Source organism: Streptomyces sp. NPDC060366 (genome assembly GCF_042725135.1).
GTDB lineage: Bacteria > Actinomycetota > Actinomycetes > Streptomycetales > Streptomycetaceae > Streptomyces.
Window position 1 is genome coordinate 536,485 of sequence record NZ_JBHXDC010000003.1, and the last position, 19,684, is coordinate 556,168.

16 protein-coding genes are annotated in these 19,684 nt (G+C 72.2%); 8 read left to right on the plus strand and 8 right to left on the minus strand.

Translation table 11 applies throughout. The annotated features are described in order from the left end of the window. Positions 1-171: 171 nt before the first annotated feature. The 4 genes from ACFWHU_RS11350 to ACFWHU_RS11365 all read right to left on the minus strand — a co-directional run bounded on the left by ACFWHU_RS11350 (position 172) and on the right by ACFWHU_RS11365 (position 3,832). Positions 172-1,194 (minus strand): ATP-binding protein, encoded by a 1,023-nt coding sequence (locus tag ACFWHU_RS11350; RefSeq protein ID WP_078079478.1) that lies wholly within the window; start codon positions 1,192-1,194, stop codon positions 172-174. A 281-nt stretch (positions 1,195-1,475) separates the two neighbouring features. After that, entirely contained in the window at positions 1,476-2,213 is a 738-nt protein-coding gene (locus tag ACFWHU_RS11355; RefSeq protein ID WP_078075112.1) for a response regulator transcription factor, read from the minus strand. Positions 2,214-2,322: 109 nt separating this feature from the next. Next, entirely contained in the window at positions 2,323-3,075 is a 753-nt protein-coding gene (locus ACFWHU_RS11360; protein ID WP_385801784.1) for a spermidine synthase, read from the minus strand. Positions 3,076-3,184: 109 nt separating this feature from the next. Next, a complete protein-coding gene (locus tag ACFWHU_RS11365; RefSeq protein WP_385801782.1) occupies positions 3,185-3,832 on the minus strand; it encodes a GNAT family N-acetyltransferase in 648 nt (215 codons plus the stop codon). A 194-nt stretch (positions 3,833-4,026) separates the two neighbouring features. On the opposite strand from ACFWHU_RS11365, the gene lon reads away from it, so the two are divergent. Both lon and ACFWHU_RS11375 read left to right on the plus strand, forming a co-directional pair. After that, positions 4,027-6,438 (plus strand): endopeptidase La, encoded by a 2,412-nt coding sequence (gene lon, locus ACFWHU_RS11370; RefSeq protein ID WP_385801780.1) that lies wholly within the window; start codon positions 4,027-4,029, stop codon positions 6,436-6,438. Between the two features lie 178 nt (positions 6,439-6,616). Continuing rightward, positions 6,617-7,120 (plus strand): MarR family winged helix-turn-helix transcriptional regulator, encoded by a 504-nt coding sequence (locus ACFWHU_RS11375; RefSeq protein ID WP_385801778.1) that lies wholly within the window; start codon positions 6,617-6,619, stop codon positions 7,118-7,120. 31 nt (positions 7,121-7,151) lie between these two features. Here the strand turns inward: ACFWHU_RS11375 and ACFWHU_RS11380 are convergent, their stop codons facing one another. Next, positions 7,152-7,934: a hypothetical protein gene (locus ACFWHU_RS11380; protein WP_387224690.1), complete on the minus strand. Its 783-nt coding sequence runs from the start codon at positions 7,932-7,934 to the stop codon at positions 7,152-7,154. A 468-nt stretch (positions 7,935-8,402) separates the two neighbouring features. On the opposite strand from ACFWHU_RS11380, the gene ACFWHU_RS11385 reads away from it, so the two are divergent. The 5 genes from ACFWHU_RS11385 to ACFWHU_RS11405 all read left to right on the plus strand — a co-directional run bounded on the left by ACFWHU_RS11385 (position 8,403) and on the right by ACFWHU_RS11405 (position 14,351). Then, a complete protein-coding gene (locus tag ACFWHU_RS11385) occupies positions 8,403-11,321 on the plus strand; it encodes a nitrate- and nitrite sensing domain-containing protein (RefSeq protein ID WP_387224833.1) in 2,919 nt (972 codons plus the stop codon). After that, on the plus strand, positions 11,318-11,800 hold the full coding sequence (locus ACFWHU_RS11390) for a roadblock/LC7 domain-containing protein (protein ID WP_385801775.1): 483 nt from the start codon (positions 11,318-11,320) through the stop codon (positions 11,798-11,800). The genes ACFWHU_RS11385 and ACFWHU_RS11390 overlap by 4 nt, the downstream gene beginning before the upstream one ends. A gap of 17 nt (positions 11,801-11,817) precedes the next feature. Further along, on the plus strand, positions 11,818-12,258 hold the full coding sequence (locus ACFWHU_RS11395) for a DUF742 domain-containing protein (RefSeq protein WP_385801796.1): 441 nt from the start codon (positions 11,818-11,820) through the stop codon (positions 12,256-12,258). Then, positions 12,239-12,871, plus strand: a complete 633-nt coding sequence (locus tag ACFWHU_RS11400) for an ATP/GTP-binding protein (protein WP_387224691.1) — start codon at positions 12,239-12,241, stop codon at positions 12,869-12,871. The genes ACFWHU_RS11395 and ACFWHU_RS11400 overlap by 20 nt, the downstream gene beginning before the upstream one ends. A 235-nt stretch (positions 12,872-13,106) precedes the next feature. Beyond that, positions 13,107-14,351, plus strand: a complete 1,245-nt coding sequence (locus ACFWHU_RS11405) for a styrene monooxygenase/indole monooxygenase family protein (protein ID WP_387224692.1) — start codon at positions 13,107-13,109, stop codon at positions 14,349-14,351. A gap of 9 nt (positions 14,352-14,360) precedes the next feature. On the opposite strand, the gene ACFWHU_RS11410 is transcribed toward ACFWHU_RS11405, so the two are convergent. From ACFWHU_RS11410 to ACFWHU_RS11420, 3 genes are all read right to left on the minus strand, one after another. Further along, positions 14,361-15,662: an NlpC/P60 family protein gene (locus ACFWHU_RS11410; protein WP_387224693.1), complete on the minus strand. Its 1,302-nt coding sequence runs from the start codon at positions 15,660-15,662 to the stop codon at positions 14,361-14,363. A gap of 177 nt (positions 15,663-15,839) precedes the next feature. Next, positions 15,840-18,464, minus strand: coding sequence for a PQQ-binding-like beta-propeller repeat protein (locus ACFWHU_RS11415; protein ID WP_387224835.1), 2,625 nt, complete (start codon positions 18,462-18,464; stop codon positions 15,840-15,842). A 147-nt stretch (positions 18,465-18,611) separates the two neighbouring features. Continuing rightward, positions 18,612-18,884: a hypothetical protein gene (locus ACFWHU_RS11420; RefSeq protein ID WP_385801792.1), complete on the minus strand. Its 273-nt coding sequence runs from the start codon at positions 18,882-18,884 to the stop codon at positions 18,612-18,614. A gap of 258 nt (positions 18,885-19,142) precedes the next feature. On the opposite strand from ACFWHU_RS11420, the gene ACFWHU_RS11425 reads away from it, so the two are divergent. Next, positions 19,143-19,649, plus strand: coding sequence for a hypothetical protein (locus ACFWHU_RS11425; protein WP_387224694.1), 507 nt, complete (start codon positions 19,143-19,145; stop codon positions 19,647-19,649). Positions 19,650-19,684: the final 35 nt, after the last annotated feature.

Genomic DNA, 19,684 nt, shown 5'->3' on the forward strand with positions numbered 1-19,684 from the left:
GTAGGAATTGGCGGGAAACGAGCCAGGTTTCCTTGGAGCTGTCCTCGGAGCTGTGGACGCACCGTGACGCCACACGGTCTTTTCACCGACTGAACGGAGTCCGGACCGGCAGCACCCGACCGAATTTCCGTCAGAACGCGCTCGTTCGGTGCCTCCGGTTCGAACCCTACGTCAACCGCGCGCCCGAGGGATTCCCGGAAGTGTCACCTGGATGAGGCAGCCACGTACGGATTCGGCCACCCCGATACGCCCGCCGTGCAGATCCACCGCCCAGCTCGCGATCGCCAGCCCCAGCCCCGTACCGCCGTCACTGCCGGGACCGTGCGGCGACGGCGCGCTGCCGCGGTTGAAACGCTCGAAGACCCGGTGCCGCTCCGGCTCCGGGATACCCGGTCCCTCGTCCTGGATCTCCAGATCCAGCGACTCCGGACCGTGCCCGCGCCGTGCCCGCACCGTCACCCGGCCGTGCGGCGGGCTGTGCTTGACCGCGTTGTCGATGAGATTCGCCACCACCTGGTGCAGCCGCTCCGCGTCCGCGTGCGCCGTCAGCTCCGGCGGCGACACATCCAGATGCAGATGCACGTCCGTACGGGTGTGGTTGCCGGAACCCGAGCTGAGACCGCGCTGCGAGGCCGCGAGATTGGCCTCCTTCAGCACCCCGGACAGATAGGGCCACACCTCGAAGCGCCGCGCCTTGAGCGGCAGCACACCGTTGTCGAGCCGCGACAGATCCAGCAGCGTCTCCACCAGCCGGCCCAGCCGCTCGGTCTGCTTCAGCGCCGTACGCATCGTCTCCGGATCGGCGGCGGACACCCCGTCCACCACGTTCTCCAGTACGGCGCGCAGCGCGGCGATCGGCGTGCGCAGCTCGTGCGAGACATTGGCGACCAGCTCCTTGCGGTGCCGGTCCACCGCCTCCAGGTCGTCCGCCATGCGGTTGATGGTGGAGGCCAGGTCGCCCAGCTCGTCACGGCGGTCGGCGCCGCTGACGCGCCGCGTGTAGTCACCGTGCGAGATGCCCTTCGCGACGGTGTTCATCTCGTCCAGCGGGGCGGTCAGACCGTGCGCCACGAACTGCGTTATCAACAGCGTCGCGATCATGGAGAAGACCGTGATGAAGCGCAGCTCGGTCTCGGTGCGCAGCGCCACCATCAGCAGCCCCGTGGTGATGAGCACGGAGACCACGACGAGCATGCCGAGCTTGGTCTTGATGGAGAACGGCCGCAGACCGCCGCCGTCCACCCCGCCGAGAGACCCGTGCCCCGCCCTTATCCGGGCCGGACCCTTGCGCGCCGGACCGCCGTGGCCGGACGGGTCGTGCCGCTGCGAGCCGCCTCTGGCCGGCCGGGGAACGCCGGTACGGGCCGACGACGGGCGCGCGGCGCGCGGGGGGCGCGGACCCCGTGGCGTACGGCCCGCGCGTCCCGTACGTCCGGGACCCTCGGCCTGCTCGCCCCCGCCGCCCGGCGTCCGGCTCATGGCGCCGGTGTCTCCAGGGCGTACCCCACGCCGTGCACCGTCCGGATGCGCTCGGCGCCGATCTTCCGGCGCAGGGCCTTGATGTGGCTGTCGACCGTGCGGGTGCCCGAGGCGTCCGCCCAGTCCCACACCTCGGCCAGCAGCTGCTCCCGCGAGAGCACCGCGCGCGGCGTGTTCGCCAGGCAGACCAGCAGGTCGAACTCGGTGGGCGTCAGATGCACGTCCTCCGCCCGCACCCGCACCCGGCGCTGCGCGTGGTCGATCTCCAGCTCTCCGAGGCGCAGGATGCCGCTGCGCGGTGTCACGGCGGCCAGCGCCGCGCGCTCCACCCGGCGCAGCAGGACATGCACCCGCGCCGCCAGCTCCCGCATGGAGAACGGCTTGGTCATGTAGTCGTCGGCCCCGACACCGAGCCCCACGAGCATGTCGGTCTCGTCGTCGCGTGCCGTCAGCATCAGCACCGGCACCGGACGCTGCGCCTGGACACGGCGGCAGACCTCCAGACCGTCGAAGCCGGGCAGCATCACGTCGAGGACCATCAGGTCGGGCTGCCACGCCTCGGCGGCGTCCACGGCCGCAGGGCCGTCGACCGCGGTCTGGACCACGAAGCCCTCGGCGCGCAGCCGGGCCGCGATTGCGTCCACGATCGTCGCGTCGTCCTCGACCACGAGCACCCGGCGCTGCGCGCCGGGAGTGGCCGCGACCCCGTTCTGGCTGGTGTGTGTCTGCTCCATCGCCCCGCCCCTGGTACGTTCCGCGATCCGTGTTCCTCGATCCACAATCCCCGTGAGGATGTCGATCCCGTGTGTGGGGAGCAGCGTAGAGGCACCGGAGGGCTCCCGGCTACGCAGGGCGAACGGCGAGATGGACCACGTCAGGCACTCCTCGGGCAACTTGGATCTCTTCGGTCCTAACCCCGGTGAAACCGGCATTCCGCAGCGCCTCCTCGAATGCGGGGGACGGCTGCGCGGACCAAACGGCCAGGACTCCGCCGGGGTTGAGCCGTGCGAGGCAGTCGGCCAGCCCGCCGGGTGTGTACAGGCTCGCGTTCTCGTCGGTGACGGTCCAGCCCGGCCCGTTGTCGATGTCGAGGCAGAGGGCGTCGTAGTGGTCGGTGGGCTCGTCGGTGACTTCCGCCGCCGTACGCAGGTACTCGACGAGGTCGGTGTGGAGGATCACAGTGCGCGGGTCGCCGAGCGCGGCGCCGGAGATCCGGGCGAGCGGTCCCTCGTGGTGCCAGTCGATGACGGCCTGCTCGCGTTCGACCACCACGATCCGGCCCCAGCGGTCGTCGGCGGCGGCGTGCGCGAGCGAGAAACCGACACCGAGCCCGCCGATGAGGAGGGACGGCAGGCCGTCACGGCGGTCTGGTGCGAGGGCGGCCTGCGCGGCGTCGATCAGCAGCCGCTCGGAGCGGCCGTCGGAGGTGTCCATCAGGAACGTGCCGTTGGCGATGATCTCGTGGATGTCGCCCTCGTCGCCCTCACCGCCGGGCCGCCGCCGCAGGACGACCTCGCCGTACGGTCCGTCGCGCCGGTCGAGGGTGACGGGGCGGGCTTCGGGGGCGTCGGGAGCGTCGGGGGTGGGGTCGGGCACGGGGATGTCTCCTCAGATCTGCGGCTGAACCGGGTCCGCCGCCATCCTCGCGGGGCGCACGGGACGACGACAATTCGGTTCTCGGGGCGTGTGCCCGGGGGAGGCGCCGTCAGTCGTCCGTCCCGCGTACGACGCCCGTGAGCGGGCCCTGGAGCCGCCAGCCGAGCGACGTGTACAGACCCAGGCCGTCGCTGGTGGCGGAGAGGACGCCGGTGGTGGCGCCCGCGTCGGCGGCGGCCGTTTCGAGCGTACGCATCACCAGCCGGCCGAGGCCGCGCCTGCGGTGGTTCTCCGAGGTCTCGACCTGGTCGACGACCGCCGTCCGGCCGTCGCCCGTCCCCGCGATCCGGCCGCGCGCGGCGGGGGAGCCGTCGGGGGCCGTCACCCGCAGGCGCAGGACACCGTCGCGGGTCTCCGTCTCCACCGTGTAGCCGGCGGGCGGGGCCGGTGGGACGGAGCGGCGCAGCGCGTGGAACATCATGTGGCCGGGGTCGTCCGGCACCGTCCAGCCCGGCGTGATCCACTCGGCCACCCGCTCCGGCGGTGCGAGTACTTTCAGCCAGGCTCCGGGCTCGGTGACGCTCTCGCAGAGCTTCCTTACGGAGGGCTCGTCGGGCTCGGGAAGGACGTGCCGGAACACATGGCCGGGCAGTCCGACATCGATGCGGTAGCCCCACGGCTCCACGACCGGCGCCGGTGTCGAGCGGTTGACGGCCCATCCCGCGACCCACACGGAAGTAATGGTTGAACTGTCCATGGGCTTATTACATCCCATGCCCCGTCGGTGCGCGACTGCTTTCCGCCGGGCGGGATTCGGGGCGGTGCCGGGGCAAGGCGGTCAGGGGCCCGATCGCTCAGAGCGAACACCCTCCCCAGGTATCCGGGGAACAACGGCAGGCTCACAAGCATTGAGTCGACATAGCTCAAGTTTTGACTGCCGAAGGGGAGACCATGGCTGCCACGTCCACACCGCTCACCCTGCCCGTGCTGCCGCTCGACGACGAGGTCGTGCTGCCGGGGATGGTGGTGCCGCTGGACCTGTCCGACACCGAAGTACGTGCCGCCGTGGAGGCCGCCCAGGCGGCCGCGGGCGACGGCTCCGACGGGGGAAAGCCGAAGGTGCTGCTCGTGCCGCGCCTCGACGGGGCGTACGCGGGGACCGGCGTCCTCGGGACCGTCGAGCAGGTCGGCAGGCTCTCCGACGGCGACCCCGGCGCCCTGATCCGCGGCAGGGGCCGCGTCAGGATCGGCGCCGGTACGACCGGGCCCGGCCGGGCCCTGTGGGTCGAGGGGCTGCGTGTCGAGGAGACCGTGCCCGACCCGCTGCCCGGTTCCGTCACCGAACTGATCAAGGAATACAAGGCTCTCGCCACCGACTGGCTGAAGAAGCGCGGCGCCTGGCAGGTCGTGGACCGCGTCCAGCAGATCGACGACGTCTCGCAGCTCGCCGACAACGCCGGATACTCGCCGTTCCTCAGCACGGCCCAGAAGGTCGAGCTGCTGGAGACGGCCGACCCGGTCGCCCGCCTGAAGACGGCGACCGACCAGCTCCGTGAGCACTTCGCCGAGCAGGACGTCGCCGAGTCCATCGCCAAGGACGTCCAGGAGGGCGTCGACAAACAGCAGCGCGAGTTCCTGCTGCGACGCCAGCTCGACGCCGTACGCAGGGAGCTGTCCGAGCTCAACGGCGACCCCGAGGACGAGTCCGACGACTACCGGTCCCGCGTGGAGGCCGCCGACCTGCCCGAGCACGTCCGCGAGGCCGCGCTCAAGGAGGTCGACAAGCTGGAGCGGTCGTCCGACCAGAGCCCGGAGGGCTCGTGGATCCGCACCTGGCTGGACACCGTCCTCGAACTGCCGTGGAACGAGCGGTCGAAGGACGCGTACGACATCCGGGGCGCCCAGCGCGTCCTCGACGCCGAGCACGCGGGCCTGGAGGACGTGAAGGAGCGGATCACGGAGTACCTGGCCGTCCGCAAGCGCCGCGACGACCGCGGGCTCGGTGTGGTCGGAGGCCGCCGCGGCGGCGCCGTCCTCGCCCTCGTCGGTCCGCCCGGCGTCGGCAAGACCTCGCTCGGCGAGTCCGTCGCGCACGCCATGGGGCGTTCCTTCGTCCGTGTCGCGCTCGGCGGTGTCCGTGACGAGGCGGAGATCCGCGGCCACCGGCGTACGTACGTGGGCGCGCTTCCGGGCCGTATCGTCCGGGCGATCAAGGAGGCCGGTTCGATGAACCCGGTCGTCCTGCTCGACGAGATCGACAAGGTCGGCTCCGACTACCGGGGCGACCCGGCCGCCGCCCTCCTCGAAGTCCTCGACCCGGCGCAGAACCACACCTTCCGCGACCACTACCTGGAGGTCGAACTCGACCTCTCCGACGTGGTCTTCCTCGCCACCGCGAACGTCCTGGAGTCCATCCCCGAGGCTCTGCTCGACCGGATGGAGCTGGTGCGTCTCGACGGCTACACCGAGGACGAGAAGGTCGTCATCGCCCGCGACCACCTGCTGCCGAGGCAGCTGGAGCGGGCCGGTCTGGAGACCGGCGAGGTGACGCTGGAGGACGAGGCGCTGCGCAAGCTGGCGGGCGAGTACACCCGCGAAGCGGGCGTACGTAACCTCGAACGCTCCATCGCCAGACTGCTCCGCAAGGTCGCCGCACAGCACGAGCTGGGCGAGCGCGAACTGCCGCTCTCCGTAGGAGACGGCGATCTGCGCGGGCTGATCGGCCGGCCGCACCACGTGCCCGAGTCCGCCCAGGACCCGGCCGAGCGCCGTACAGCCGTGCCCGGTGTGGCCACGGGCCTCGCCGTCACCGGCGCCGGCGGAGACGTCCTCTTCGTGGAGGCGTCGCTGGCCGACCCGGAGACGGGCGGTTCGGGTCTCACCCTGACCGGACAGCTCGGCGACGTCATGAAGGAGTCGGCGCAGATCGCGCTGTCCTTCCTGCGCTCGCACGGCGCCGAACTGGAACTGCCGGTGGCCGACCTGAAGGACCGGGGCGTGCACATCCACTTCCCGGCGGGCGCGGTGCCCAAGGACGGCCCGAGCGCGGGCATCACGATGACGACGGCGCTCGCCTCGCTGCTGAGCGGACGCCAGGCCCGTACGGATGTCGCCATGACCGGTGAGGTCTCGCTGACCGGGCGTGTGCTGCCCATCGGCGGCCTGAAGCAGAAGCTGCTGGCCGCCCACCGGGCGGGCATCACGACGGTCGTCATCCCGAAGCGGAACGAGGCGGACCTGGACGACGTCCCCGCCGAGATCCTGGACAAGCTGGAGGTCCACCCGGTGACGGATGTACGCCAGGTCCTGGAGATCGCGCTCTCGTCGGCGACGGCGCCGGCGGAGATCCCGATCGCCGCCTAAGGCGCGAGACGCTCCACGCGACAGCGGCAGGTGGGCCCCCGGCACTCGGTGCCGGGGGCCCACCTCGCGCGCGTGCGGGCCGGGGCCGCTGTCGCCGGTACATAACCTGCGAAATAATGACGGAGCCGCGGCAATGGGCCTCGGAGACGGAAAACCTTCAGGAGCGGGAAAACGCGCGATGGGTGTGCTGGGTACTGACGTGCACGGAGACGGTACGGCCAATGAACCGGAACCGGCCGGGAAAAGTGATGTGGACCACGAATTCCTGGCGCTGGAGCGTGAGTTGGCGGTCTTTCTGCGGCGCGCCAGAGCCAATTCCGGTGAGATGGCCCGCGAGGTCCACCCCGAACTGGAGCCGGCCGCCTACGGACTTCTCGTACGGCTGGAGGAGACCGGTCATCAGCGGGCCACCGATCTCGCCGCCTATTTCGGGGTCGGCAAGGCGACGATGAGCCGTCAACTGCACGCGTTGGAAGGGCTCGGACTCGTCACACGCGAGCCCGATCCGGCCGACGGGCGCGCCTCGCTGGTCCGGCTCACCGGCGAGGGGGTCGCGCGCTTCCGCCGGGTGCGGGACGCGCGGCGCGAGCGGTACGTACGCAAGCTCGCCGACTGGGACCGGGCGGAGGTCGCCGAACTGGCGCGGCTGCTGCACCAGTTGAACGCGCGCGCCGAGAGCTGAGCCGGCCCTCGGGGGCGCATCCGAAGGGGGCCTACGGCTCCACGTACACGACCGTCGCGTCGTCGTACGGCTTGCCCCGCCGGAAGGCCACCCCGTCCGGGTCCGCGGACTCCGCCGCCCGCACCCGGTCGATCAGCTCCTGCGGTCCGCTCTTCCTGACGAGCGCCAGGCAGTCCGCCCAGTCGCCCTCCCGGAACACCTCGACCCAGCGCGCGGCGCCGTCGGTGAGCGCCACGGCGGTACGTACCTGTGCGGCCGGTGTCCGCCCCGTCACGGCCTTCGCCGCCACGTCCGGGTCGACGGCCGCGGTGAAGAAGCCGCCCTCGGCGTTCCGCAGCGCGTCCGTCGCGGCGGCCTGCCGGCGGACCGAGCGCGGGACACGGTCCAGCCGGTCGTCCACGACGGCCCGCACAGCACCGTCCGGCGACTCCAGAAGGAGGGTGGAGTCCGAGAGGACGAGGTGCTCGACCGTGTCCGTGTCCCAGCGCACCATGACGACGGTTGCCTGGGGCGTTCGGGGGTGAGAAAGGTCACACGTGTCACGGTGGGCGTCGGCCGTACGCCGGATCGACTCCGCGAGGGCGTCGGCGAGGGACATCTCCCGCCGGGAGGCTGACAGTTCGGTCAGCGCCCCGCCCAGCCGGGCGGTGAACCACGGGACGCCGTGCACACAGCCGTCACCGTTCGGCGGAGGCGTCACGCCGTCCAGCGCGATCAGCGTCCCGCCGCTGCCCGCCGAGGGCGCGGCCACGGCTGTCCAGTCCTCGTTCGGGCGGGGATGGCTGCCGGGGGCGGTGGCGATGTCGATGCGCATGGACCCCAGTCTGCCGGACGGGCCGCCCGCCCCCGCCGGACGCCTCGGCCGTGTCCGCGGGGTGTCCGGCCGTGCCCGCGCGGGCACGTGCGCCTCGGTACGGAGGCGGCGGCCGGCGTACCGCGACACGCGTCGGCCCGGTGTGCGGGGCGCTCCTCCGCGCGGCGTCGGAGTCACCGTCCCCACGATCGGAATGATCAGTTCCGTGTCGATGCGACCGGGCATCTTGCCAAAGCTCACGCGTAACTTCCAACCGCCCCACCGTGCGCACCGTGGACGCGCGCTCGCGCGAGTTGTTCGCCAACTCCTCCTTGATGTTCACTCGTTCAGGTGGCGGAGCAGCCGAAACGCGCCCCCTCCGAGAAACGCTGGAATGGTCGGAAGCCGTGCCAGGGGTGGAGGGGTTGTCCGGTGTGACCGGACGTCACCTCTGCTTCATGGGCGGACGAGTCAAGAATGCGAGCACCGGTGCAGAAGAAGCGGCCTCGGGGCAAGGGCGGCACGCGCGGCGGGTCCCAGGGCTCGGCAGAGCCCCGTAAGACGGGGACGGCCGGTTCCGCCGACGCCCCCGAGGTTCCGGCCGGCCGGCCCGTACGGGTACGCAGCCGGCTCGTCGCCGCGGTCGCCGTCGTCGGTGTCACCGTCGTGGCGGCGGGTCTGCCCGCCGTCCTGGCCGCATCGGCCGAACTGACCGACACCCAGCGCCTGGTCACCCTCGCCGAGCTGAACCGGCAGACGGCCGTCCTCGCCCACTCCCTCGCCGACGAGCGCGACGAAGTCGTCGTACACATCGCCGGGGGCCGCGAGGAGGCCGAGAGCGACAAGGCCGACGGCGAAAAGGACGGGGCGGACGACGACGGGGCCGACGGCGCCCCGGGCGGCGACCCGGCCACCCGCGTCGACCGGCAGATCGACGAGATCGACGAGTCCGCCTCCCCCGGACTGCGCAGGGACCTGTCCACCGTCCCGTCCATCCGCCGCACCGCCCTCACCGGCAAGGGCGCCGCCCTGGAGGCGTACCAGGCCTACACGGACGTCATCGCCAAACTGCACGCCATCAGCGACGAGGTCGCCGAGCAGACGCCCCCCGAGGCCGCCGACGGCACCCGTGCCCCCGCCGCGCTCGGCCGCGCCGTCGAGCAGGCGTCGGCCACCCGCGGTCTGCTGCTGGCCGCGCTCGCCGTCCCGGCGCCGGAGAGCGCCGAGCCGCGGTTCGACCCCGTCACCGGCCTCCCCGTCCAGCCGGCCGACGACGGGGACGCCGCCGAGAGCGACCGCACGCGCGACGCGCTCAGCGCCGCCGCCCAGCAGGCCCGCGTCCATGAACTCGCCTCCCTCGCCGACTTCGACCAGTCGGCGGGCGCCAGGGCGCGCGACTCCCTCGCGACGACCGTCACCGGTCCCGAGGTGACGGCGGCGGAGAAGTATCTGACCCGCCTCACCGACAGCCCCGAGCTGTCCGACAGCGACCGCGACGCCAATCAGGAGAAGGTCGAGTCGTCGCTGTCCAGCCGCATCGAGCAGATGCGCGGAGTCGAGTCGGGCATCGGTTCCAGCCAGCTCAAGCGGCTGGAGCAGCTCCGCGACGACGGAGTCACCTCGCTGGAGCTCGGCATCGCCCTCCTCGGCGGCCTGCTGATCGTCTCGGTCGGGGTGTCCACCGCCATCGCCCGTACGCTCACCAGACCGCTCGCCGTCGTCCGTATCGGAGCGGCCCGTCTGGCCGCCGAGCCCGCGACCGGGGAACCGGTCCGCTTCACCGGCCGCAACGACGAGTTCGGCCAGGTCGTCCGGTCGCTCAACAGCCTGCACGCCAAGTTCCTCGACGTGTCCGCCCGCGCCGAGAAGCTCAACAGCGACCGCACCGGACTGATCGGCGCCCGGCAGTCGATGGCCGACCAGCGCACCGAACTCCAGCAGCGGGCGGCCGACATCACCGCGCAACTCGAAGCGCTGCGGCACACCGTCCACCACACGTTCGTCAATCTCTCGCTGCGCACGCTCGGTCTCGTGGAGCGTCAACTCGGTGTCATCGAGACCTTGGAGGAGCGCGAACAGGACCCGGACCGGCTCGGTGTCCTCTTCCAGATCGACCACATGGCCACGGTGATGCGCCGGCACAGCGAGAACATGCTGATGTTCGCCGGGCACGAGTACGGCGGGAGTTACGCGGGCCCCGTGCCGCTCGTCGACGTCCTGCGCGCGGCTGTCAGCGAGATCGACAAGTACGAGCGCATCACCATCCGGTCGCTGCCGCCGCACGCCCAGCTGGCCGGCTTCGCCGCGGACGACATCAGCCATCTCGTCGCCGAACTCCTGGAGAACGCCACGTCGTTCTCGCCGCCCGACACCCGGGTCGAACTCTCGGGCTGGCTGCTGGAGAGCGGTGACGCGATGCTCTCCGTGCAGGACCGGGGCATCGGCATGTCGGCGGCGCGGATCGCCGAACTCAACGAGCGGCTCGCCGACCCGGACGCGCACGAGCCGTCGAAGTCGAAGGCCAAGCCGAAGTCGAAGCAGGCGGAGACGGCCAAGGCCGTGAAGCAGACCGCCACCGCCACCGCCACCGCCACCGCCGATGGCGAAGGGGACGGGCTCGGTCTGCGCGTCGCCGCCCTGCTCGCCACGCGCCACGGCGTGGAGATCACGCTGCGCGAGCACCAGCAGGGCGGGATCGCGGCGGTCGTCGTACTGCCGCAGGCCCTGCTGCCGTCGGCCGGGCCGATCGCGGCACCGCACCGGGTGACGTCGGCGGGCGCGGCGCCGGTGCTGACGCTGCCGGGATCGGTGGCGGAGGCCAACTCCAATGTGCTGCCCGGCCGTTCGGACCGTGACCCGTTGGTGACGGCGCCCGAGGACCCGGCCGACGACCCGTACGCCATCGGCCCCGACACGCACGAGCGGGTCGCCGATGCCGCGGACGACGTCACTGACGACAACGCGGACGACAGCGCGGACGACGTCACCGACGTGGCCGACGCCCCGGCTGTCTCAGCCCCTGAGACGGAAGAGACGGATCGGACGGACGAGACGGGCGGGACGGACGAGGCGGAGCCGTCCGCCGAGACGTCAACGGAGCCGGTCACCGACGCCGGCCCGCCCGCCGTCACCGACAAGGGACTGCCCAAGCGCACCCCGAAAGCGGTCAAGTCCGCCTCCACGACGGACGATCGGACGGGTAGCGTCGACGCGGACGCGCTGCGCCGCAGGCTCGGTGGCTTTCACCGGGGAGCCAAGGCCGGCAAGCGCGACGCCGACGCCGAGCTCTTGGAGCAGACCGAAGTGCAGAAGCAGAACAGTTCAGTACCGCGGCAGACGGAAGCGGCGGAGGGGACCGACGCGCGTACGCATGAGACGGGGGAAACTGTCGAGGAGGCACGCAGTTGACGGCGACCGGCACATTCGGACTGAGTAGCGAAGCCCGCAATCTCCACTGGCTGTTGACGAATCTCGTCGAGGAGGTGCGGGGAGCACGCTCCGTGGCGGTCGTCTCGTCCGACGGACTCCTGCTGCTGTCCTCGGACCCCGCGCGGCACGACGCGCCGGACAGCGAGGCCGGGAGCGAGAGCCCGCGCGGCTCCAGCGCCGACCTCGCCACCATCATCTCCGGCATCAGCAGTCTCACCCTCGGCGCCGCCGAGCTGATGGACACCGGCGGCGTCAAGCACACGATGGTCGCCATGGCGGAGGGCACCGTCTTCGTCATGTCGATCAGCGACGGTTCGCTGCTCGGCCTGCACGCCGGCGCCGACTGCGACATGCACGTCGTCGCCTACCACATGGCGATGTTCGTCGGCCGCGCCGGACACGTACTCACCCCCGAACTCCGCAGCGAGCTGCGCAAGTCGATGGAGAGCGCCCAATGACATCGGTGTCGGCGTCGATGTCGGGGCCGGCGTCTTCGTCCGGGCCCGTTCGTGGGCCCGGTGCCCTCGGGCTTCCGTCGCGCGGCACGGACCGCCGCATCGCGCGCGTTCGCCCGTACTCCCTGACGGGTGGCAGAACGCGCTTCGGGCATGTGCTGCTGGTCGAGACGTTCGTCGCCGCGCTCGAAGCTCCCGAGGAGCGCAAGGAGTTGACGAACGGCGACGGGCCCGCGTCGCGCGTCATGCCGGAGATGCGCGCCATCGTCGAACTGTGCAGACGGATGCGGACGGTCGCCGAGATCTCGGCGCTGCTCAAGATACCGCTGGGAGTCGTCCGGGTCCTGCTCAGCGATCTGGCCGACCAGGGAAGGGTCCGGGTGTACGGGACCGGTCACGGCAGCGACCACCCCGACCGGGCGTTGCTGGAAAGGGTGCTGGGTGGACTCCGCCGCCTCTGACTCGTCGGACGTGCGGGACGCCGGGGAAGAAGCGCCGCGCGACTGGCAGTTGGACCGCACGAGGGCACCCATAGCGACCAAGATCGTGGTCGCGGGCGGCTTCGGTGTCGGCAAGACGACCTTCGTCGGATCGGTCTCCGAGGTCAGGCCGCTGCGCACCGAGGCCGTGATGACCAGCGCCAGTGAGGGGACCGACGATCTCGCGGCCACCCCCGAGAAGACCACCACGACCGTCGCGATGGACTTCGGCCGCCTCACGCTCGACGACGACCTCGTGCTGTACGTCTTCGGCACCCCCGGTCAGCAGCGTTTCTGGTTCATGTGGGACGACCTGGTGCGCGGCGCGATCGGCGCCGTCGTCCTGGCCGACACCCGCAGGCTCGCCGACTGCTTCCCGGCGCTCGACTACTTCGAGAGCCGCGGCCTGCCGTACGTGGTGGCCGTCAACCACTTCGAGGGCACCGAGTCGTTCGAGGTCCGGGACGTACGGGAGGCGCTGTCGGTACCGGTGGGCGTACCCGTGATGATCATGGACGCGCGTAAACGGATCACGGTCGTCGAATCGCTGCTGACCCTGGTGGGTCACGCCCTCGAAGCGCCGGACAGGACCTAGGCCGTGTCTTCGAAGTCCCGCCTGGCCCGCGACGCCTGGCACGGCGCCTCGCCGCGTTGTCGGAGTCGGCCGAGTACGGCTGGTCCATCCACAAGACCGATCCTCCGCCTCGCGATGCACCGCACCAGCCGCCGCGGGCACCGCCCTGCGGGCGGACGGCGCCACTTTGCAGACACGACCTAGCCCGCAGCGGGCAGTGACAACCAGTAGGAAGCAGACAAACGGAGAACCCGCCATGCGGAAGATACTCGTCGTCGGAGCCGGCCAGTCCGGCCTCCAGCTCGCCCTCGGACTTCAGTCGCTCGGCTACGAGATCACTCTGATGTCCAACCGCACGGCGGACGAGATCCGGTGCGGCCGGGTCATGTCGACCCAGTGCATGTTCCACACCGCCCTCCAGCACGAGCGTGACCTCCAGCTCGGCTTCTGGGAGTCCCAGGCCCCGCGTGTCGAGGGCCTCGGCGTCTCGGTCGCCGCGCCCGACTCCTCCCGCCCGGTCGACTGGGTGGGCATGCTGGACGGGATCGCCCAGTCCGTCGACCAACGGGTGAAGATGGCCGGCTGGATGGAGACGTTCGCCCAGCGCGGCGGCCAACTCGTCATCCACGGCGCGGCCGTGTCCGATCTCGACTACTTCTCGCGCGCCTACGACCTCGTCCTCGTCTCGGCCGGCAAGGGCGAACTGGTCGCGATGTTCGCCAGGGACGCCTCCCGCTCCCCGTACGCCACGCCGCAGCGGGCGCTCTCCGTCGCGTACGTCCACGGTCTGGGCCCGCGCCCCGAACACCCGGAGTTCGACGCCGTCCGCTGCAATCTCGTGCCCGGCGTCGGCGAGCTGTTCGTGATGCCGACGCTGACCTTCACCGGCCGGGCCGACATCCTGTTCTGGGAGGGCGTACCGGGCGGACCGCTCGACGTCTTCGAGGGCATCAGGGACCCGGCGGACCATCTCTCGCTGACGCTGGAGCTGATGGAGCGGTACACGCCCTGGGAGTACGCCCGCGCCACCAAGGTCGAACTGACCGACGCGAACGCCACGTTGGCCGGCCGCTACACGCCCACCGTCCGGCATCCGATCGGACGGCTGCCGGGCGGCGGGCTGGTCCTCGGGGTCGCCGACGTCGTCGTCGCGAACGATCCCGTCACCGGCCAGGGCTCCAACTCGGCCTCGAAGTGCGCCGCCTCGTATCTGGAGTCGATCGTGTCGCACGGCGACCGGGAGTTCGACGAGGCGTGGATGCAGGCGACGTTCGACCGCCACTGGGAGAGCGCGCGGCACGCCACGAAGTGGACGAACACGATGCTCGCCCCGCCGCCCGAGCATGTGCTGAACATGTTCGGGGCGGCGTCCCGGCTCCAGCCGGTCGCGGACCGGTTCGCGAACGGCTTCGACGATCCGTCGGACTTCGAGAACTTCTTCTACGACGCGCGGAAGACCGAGGCGTATCTGGCGGCGGTCGACGAGGCCGCGACCGACTGACGGGCCCCGCTAGAAAGTCCGGCCCGCGGGCGTGGACGTGGGCGCGGATTCCGAGTCGTTGCCGGTGTCGTCGCCCTCGGTGGCGCCCGGCGGCAGCTCCGGCGGTACGTACGACGCCGTGTCGAGCGACCCGGCGTCCGGGTCCGGCCGTACGGCGCCGAGCAGCGGGTTCGACGCGATGGGGGAGACCTTCACCCGGGCCCCCGGACGCGGGGCGTGAATCACCTTCCCGTCGCCGAGGTACATCGCCACATGGGTGGCCTTCGGGAAGTACACCACCAGATCGCCCGGACGCAGCTCGCTCAGCTGCACCCTCTCCAGCTCGGCCCACTGCTCCTGGCTCGTACGGGGCACGGCGACCCCGGCGCGCGTCCAGGCCCGCGAGGTCAGTCCCGAGCAGTCGTACGCCTCCGGACCGTCCGCGCCCCACTGGTAGGGCTTGCCGATCTGTTCGACGGCGTACGTCAGCGCCTCGTCGCCCTCGGCCGACGGCGCCCGCGGGCTCGTGCCGATGCTCGTGTCCCCGCCGGCCGCCTGGCCGAGCGCGCCGGAGGTGATCAGCTTCTCCTGCGCCTTGTCGGTGTCGGCGTCCTCGCGTTCGGCGATCGCGGCGATCTGCTCGGTGGTGAGCGACGCGAGCATCTTCTCGACGTCCGTCAGCTTCGCCTTGACCGTGTCGCGCTGCTTCTTCTGCTTCGCGGCCAGTGCCTTCTGCTCGTCCAGTGCCTTCCGGGACCGTGCCGCGAGGGTGTCGGCGCGCCTCTCGCCGTTCGTCAGCCGCGCGACGGTCGACAGCCGGTCGCGCTGCGCACGGTCCATCAGATGCTTCTGGTCGAGGGCGCGTTGAGGGTCGTCGGTGAGCAGGAGCTGGACGTAGGAGGAGAGTTCCGAGGTGCCCTGGTACTGCCGGCGGGCCAGCAGCCCCGCCTGGGCGCGGCTGCGGACCAGCGCCTTGCGGGCGTCGGTGAGGCCCGCGCCGACCTTCTTCGCCTCGGCCCGCTGGGCGGTGAGCTTCACCTCGGTGGCGTTGTAGGCCTCGGTGGCCTCCTCGGCCTGCTGGTACAGCCTGCGCATCTCGGTGAGCAGTTCGGAGACGTCGCGTGGTGCGCCGTCGCCGCTTGGGCCGCTCTCCGGGGCGTTCTCGGCGGTGCTCCCGGCGGTGCTCCCGTGAACGTCGACGGGGACGTCTTCGGGTGTGCCTTCGGGCACGGCGACGGGAGTGGGTTCGGCGCCGGCCGGCGCCGCGCACGGGACCGCCGCGAGGACGGCGAGAGCCGCCGTACAGATCGACCGCAGAAGCCTGCCTGACACACCATCACCTCCGTTTGCGGGACGGCCTGTCCGATCCCCAAGGCGATGATGCGGCGTCATTTGTGCTGCCCTCGTGTGCTTAGCGCACAATTGGGCGATACGGCGGCACGTCGTCACCCCCGGCGGGCCGATGTGACGGCCCCCGGCGCGGCGGCTTGTGCGGACCGGGCTCCCGCGTCAGTCGACCGGCAGCGCGTAGAAGGTGCCTCCGCGCCGGATCACCGCGGTCTTCCCGGCCATCAGCGGCTGATAGGCGGGCGCCACCACGGCCGCGCCGTCGGCGTCGGGGGAGGGGGCGGGCCCGCCGGCGTTCTGGAACTTCCAGAGCCGCCTGCCGTCCTTCGCCCCGAACGCGGTCACCTGGAGCCCGTCGGCCGACAGCACCGTCCGGCCGCTCTCGCTCAGCGTGATCCGGGGGACACCGTTCCAGGCCGGACCCTCGGTCGTGCCCTTCCAGCGCTCCACACCGGACTCGGGGTCGATCGCGTACACCTCCTGGTACCGGTTGGCGATGTAGAGCGTGGAGCCGAGGAGGGTTCCGGTGCCGAAGGCGAAGGAGTTCTGCCCCGGCACCCTCGGCGCGCCCGACCTGCGCCACAACTGCTTGGCGTCGGCGGTGTCGTACGCGTACAACTGGTCGGCCGCCGCCGCGAACAGCCGGCCCGTCGCGTCGCCCGCCGAACCACCCGTGGGCGGCACCGCGCCGAACGACTTCGACCAGGCCAGCTTGCCGTCGACGCGGCTGAAGCAGTGGTAGACCGACTTGCCCTTGCCCGCCTTGACCTGGGCCGGCAACAGCGACTTGGCGTCCTGGCGCACCACGATGTCCGCCTCGCGCACGGCGATCAGCTGGTACACGGGGGTCAACGGGGCGCGGCCGTTGGAGATCGCGGAGCGCCACAGCTCCTTACGGGTCGTCAGATCGAAGGCGAAGAGATGGGTGCGGACCGTGGCCGTCTTCCCCGTACCGGCCCGGTGCGATCCGGTGAACCAGACCTGGCCGTCACTGCTCCCGGCGATGCCCGCGACGCCGAGACCCGGCGCGTCGGCGATGCCGTCCGCGTAGTCGACCTGGTGCTTCACCTCGCCGGAGGCGGCCGAGATCCAGAGCAGACCGGTCGCCCCGGCGACGAAGACGAGTCCGCCGGAGGCGGGCAGCGCCTGGTGGAGGGCCGCGGCATCGGCGTTCCGCCAGAGCCGCTTGCCGGTGCGCACGTCCACGCCGGTCGCGCCCGACTTCGTCGTCAGGACGAGGGTCCGGCCACCGATGACGGCGGCGTTCAGGACCTCGTCGGCCGCCACCTTCTGCTCGTACGCCCACAGCGCCTCGGGCGGCAGCCCCGTGAGGCCCTTGCGGGTGTCCTTGCCGGGCTTGCTGTCGGTGTCGCCGGACGGCTCGTCCTCGGCCAGCGCGAGTACGCCCCCGCTGCCGATCACCAGCCCGGCGGCGCCCGCGACCAGGCCCGTGATGAGCGCGCGGCGCCCGAGGGGCTGCCCGAGCGGTCCCCGGCGCAGCGCGGCCAGCCGGCCCGAGGCGGAACCTGTCGCGGCGGCCGGGACCGGAGCCGGCCCCGGTGGCAGGGCGGGCGGCCCCGGCTGTCCCGGCTGTCCTGGTGGTCCCGGCGGGAGCGGCTGGGACTGCTGCGGCACCGGGGCGGCGGCCGGGGGCAGCGGCAGCGCGGTCGGCTCGGGCCGGGCACGGGGCACCGACAGGGCGGCTGTCGGCCGGTCGACGACACCGCTCTCGCTGCCGGACGCGGTCCGGGGACGGCCGATGCGGGTGGTGCGGGTGTCGGGCTCGGGCGCGGAGCCGGCAGGCGCCCCGGCGACGGCGTCCGTCGGCCCCTCCGGAGCGCGGTCCTCCGTCACCCTGTCCGCCGGACTCTCCAAAGGCGCGTGCAGGGCGTCGACCCGGGCGGCCTGTTCGGCGATCGACGCCGACAGCGCGTCGGGCAGCCAGCCGCCCGGCACGGCGGACGCCGCCGCTGCCGCCCCCTCCAGCGCCAGTTCCGCCGCGACGGTCCCGGCCGTCGGCCGCTCGCCCGGCTCCTTCGCCAGACAGCGCGCGACGATCGGCCGCAACTCCTCGGCCACACCGTCGAGTTCGGCCGTCCCGTGCGCGATGCGTTCGGCCGCCGCGTCGGGCGGCCCTTCGGCGAGGGGCGTCGTACCGGTGGCCGCGTACGCGAGCAGCAGACCCAGCACGAAGATGTCGGACGGTGGCCCCGGCACCTCGCCGTCCAGCTGCTCCGGGGTCAGATACCCCAGCCGTACGGACAGCCGCCCGCCCTCGGCCGCCTCCGCCGACGCGGCGGCGCCCAGCGCCCCGAAGGCGGTCAGGCGCGGCCCGTCGGCGGCGAGGGTCACGGTGTCGGGCGCGAGTCCGTGCAGCACGGCTCCGGTCGCGTGGACCCGCGACAGCGTCTCGGCGAGCGCGGCGCCCAGTATCCGTACGGCACGCTCGGGCAGCGGACCGGCGACGGCGACTGCCTCGCCGAGCGTGAGCGCGGGGACGTAGTCGCTCGCGGTCCAGAGCAGGTCCGTCCCGGCCGCGTCCGTCCGGGAGTCGAGCAGTGGCTGCACCCACCCGCCGGCCAGCCGCTCGGCGGTGCGCGCCTCGGCCTGGAAGCGCCGTTGGAAGGCGGGCAGGGCGGCGAGGGCCGGCCGGGCGACGGAGACGACGGCGGTGGCGCCGTTCGCGCCGTACGCCAGATAGCGCACGGCGCTCGCCGACTCCCGGTACCGCGCCAGCACGGTGTAAGGGCCGACAAGGCGTGGGTCGTCGTGCCGCAGCGGTTCCATCACGCGAAAAGCCCCCTGGTCGCTCTGCCGGGAGGTCGTCTCCGGCCTGGTCGATCCTAGATGGTGCCCGACAAATCGCGCCTGCCGCACCATATGTGACCGTGTGTGGCCATCGAGTTCGCGATCCTGCCCCGAACCGCCGAACGCTCAGCCGTGGCCGGGCTTGGACCAGGGCCACTTGAGAGTGCGCCGCTCGCGCCCCTCGGGGACGTACTCGTACTTCCAGCCGCGCTGGATCCCGAGCCGCTTGGTGTACCCGGCGGGGGCGCGCCGGTACGCCAGTACGGTGGGCGGCCCGCCGGCGGCGTCCGGCACGGGCACCTCGTACCACTTCGGCGGCTGCCCGGTCGGCCCGGTCAGCACGGGCAGTACGCGACCGTCGAGCGGCCCACCGACAAAGACGGTCTCTTCGCTTCTCACCTCGCCAGTGTCGCGCAGCGCCCGGCCGGGGCGGACGCCGGTCACCCCCGCGGCGTACGGCCGTCTCCCCGCCGCCCGTACCCGTCCCACCTCCGCGACCAGCGGCTTAGCGGTCCGCGCTGAGCTGTTCGACGGAACGGGGCGCCCGGCCTCGGCGCGCCGCTTGACGGTGTGTCTGCCTTTTATGAAGGCCACGGCCCGGTTCCCCGAGCGGGTGGCAGATGCCCGCACCGTGCCAAGGAAGCGGAGATCCCCACCATGCGCCCTGTTCGCATCCTCACCACCGCTGCCCTGTCCTCCCTGGCCCTGGGCATGGGTGCGGCGACGGTCCATGCCGACACCCGGCCCACCCTCACGGTCACCCCGAACCCGGCGACCGCCGGCTCCTCGGTCTCGCTCGCGCTCAACGGCGGCTGCGACGCCAGCACGGTGACGGCCTCCTCCGGCGCCTTCACGGGCTCGGTCGTGCTGTCCGCGGGCTCGAACGGTACCTACCGGGGCACGGGCACCGTCCGCCGTGACGCCCGCGCGGGCAGCCACACGATCACCATCGCCTGCCCGAACGGCGGGCCCTCCTCGTTCACCTTCACGGTCCGCGCGACGTCGAGCCCCAGCCCGAGCCCGAACCCGTCCATGGGTGCCCGCGGTGGCCTGGGCGGCAGCGTCACGGACATGGACAGCACGAAGATCTGGGCGGGCGCGGCGCTGGTGACGGTGGCCGCGGCGGGCACCACGCTGGTCCTGCGCCGCCGGGCGAAGCACTGACCGAGGCGGGCCGGCTGTCGTGCCGGGCGGGGCCG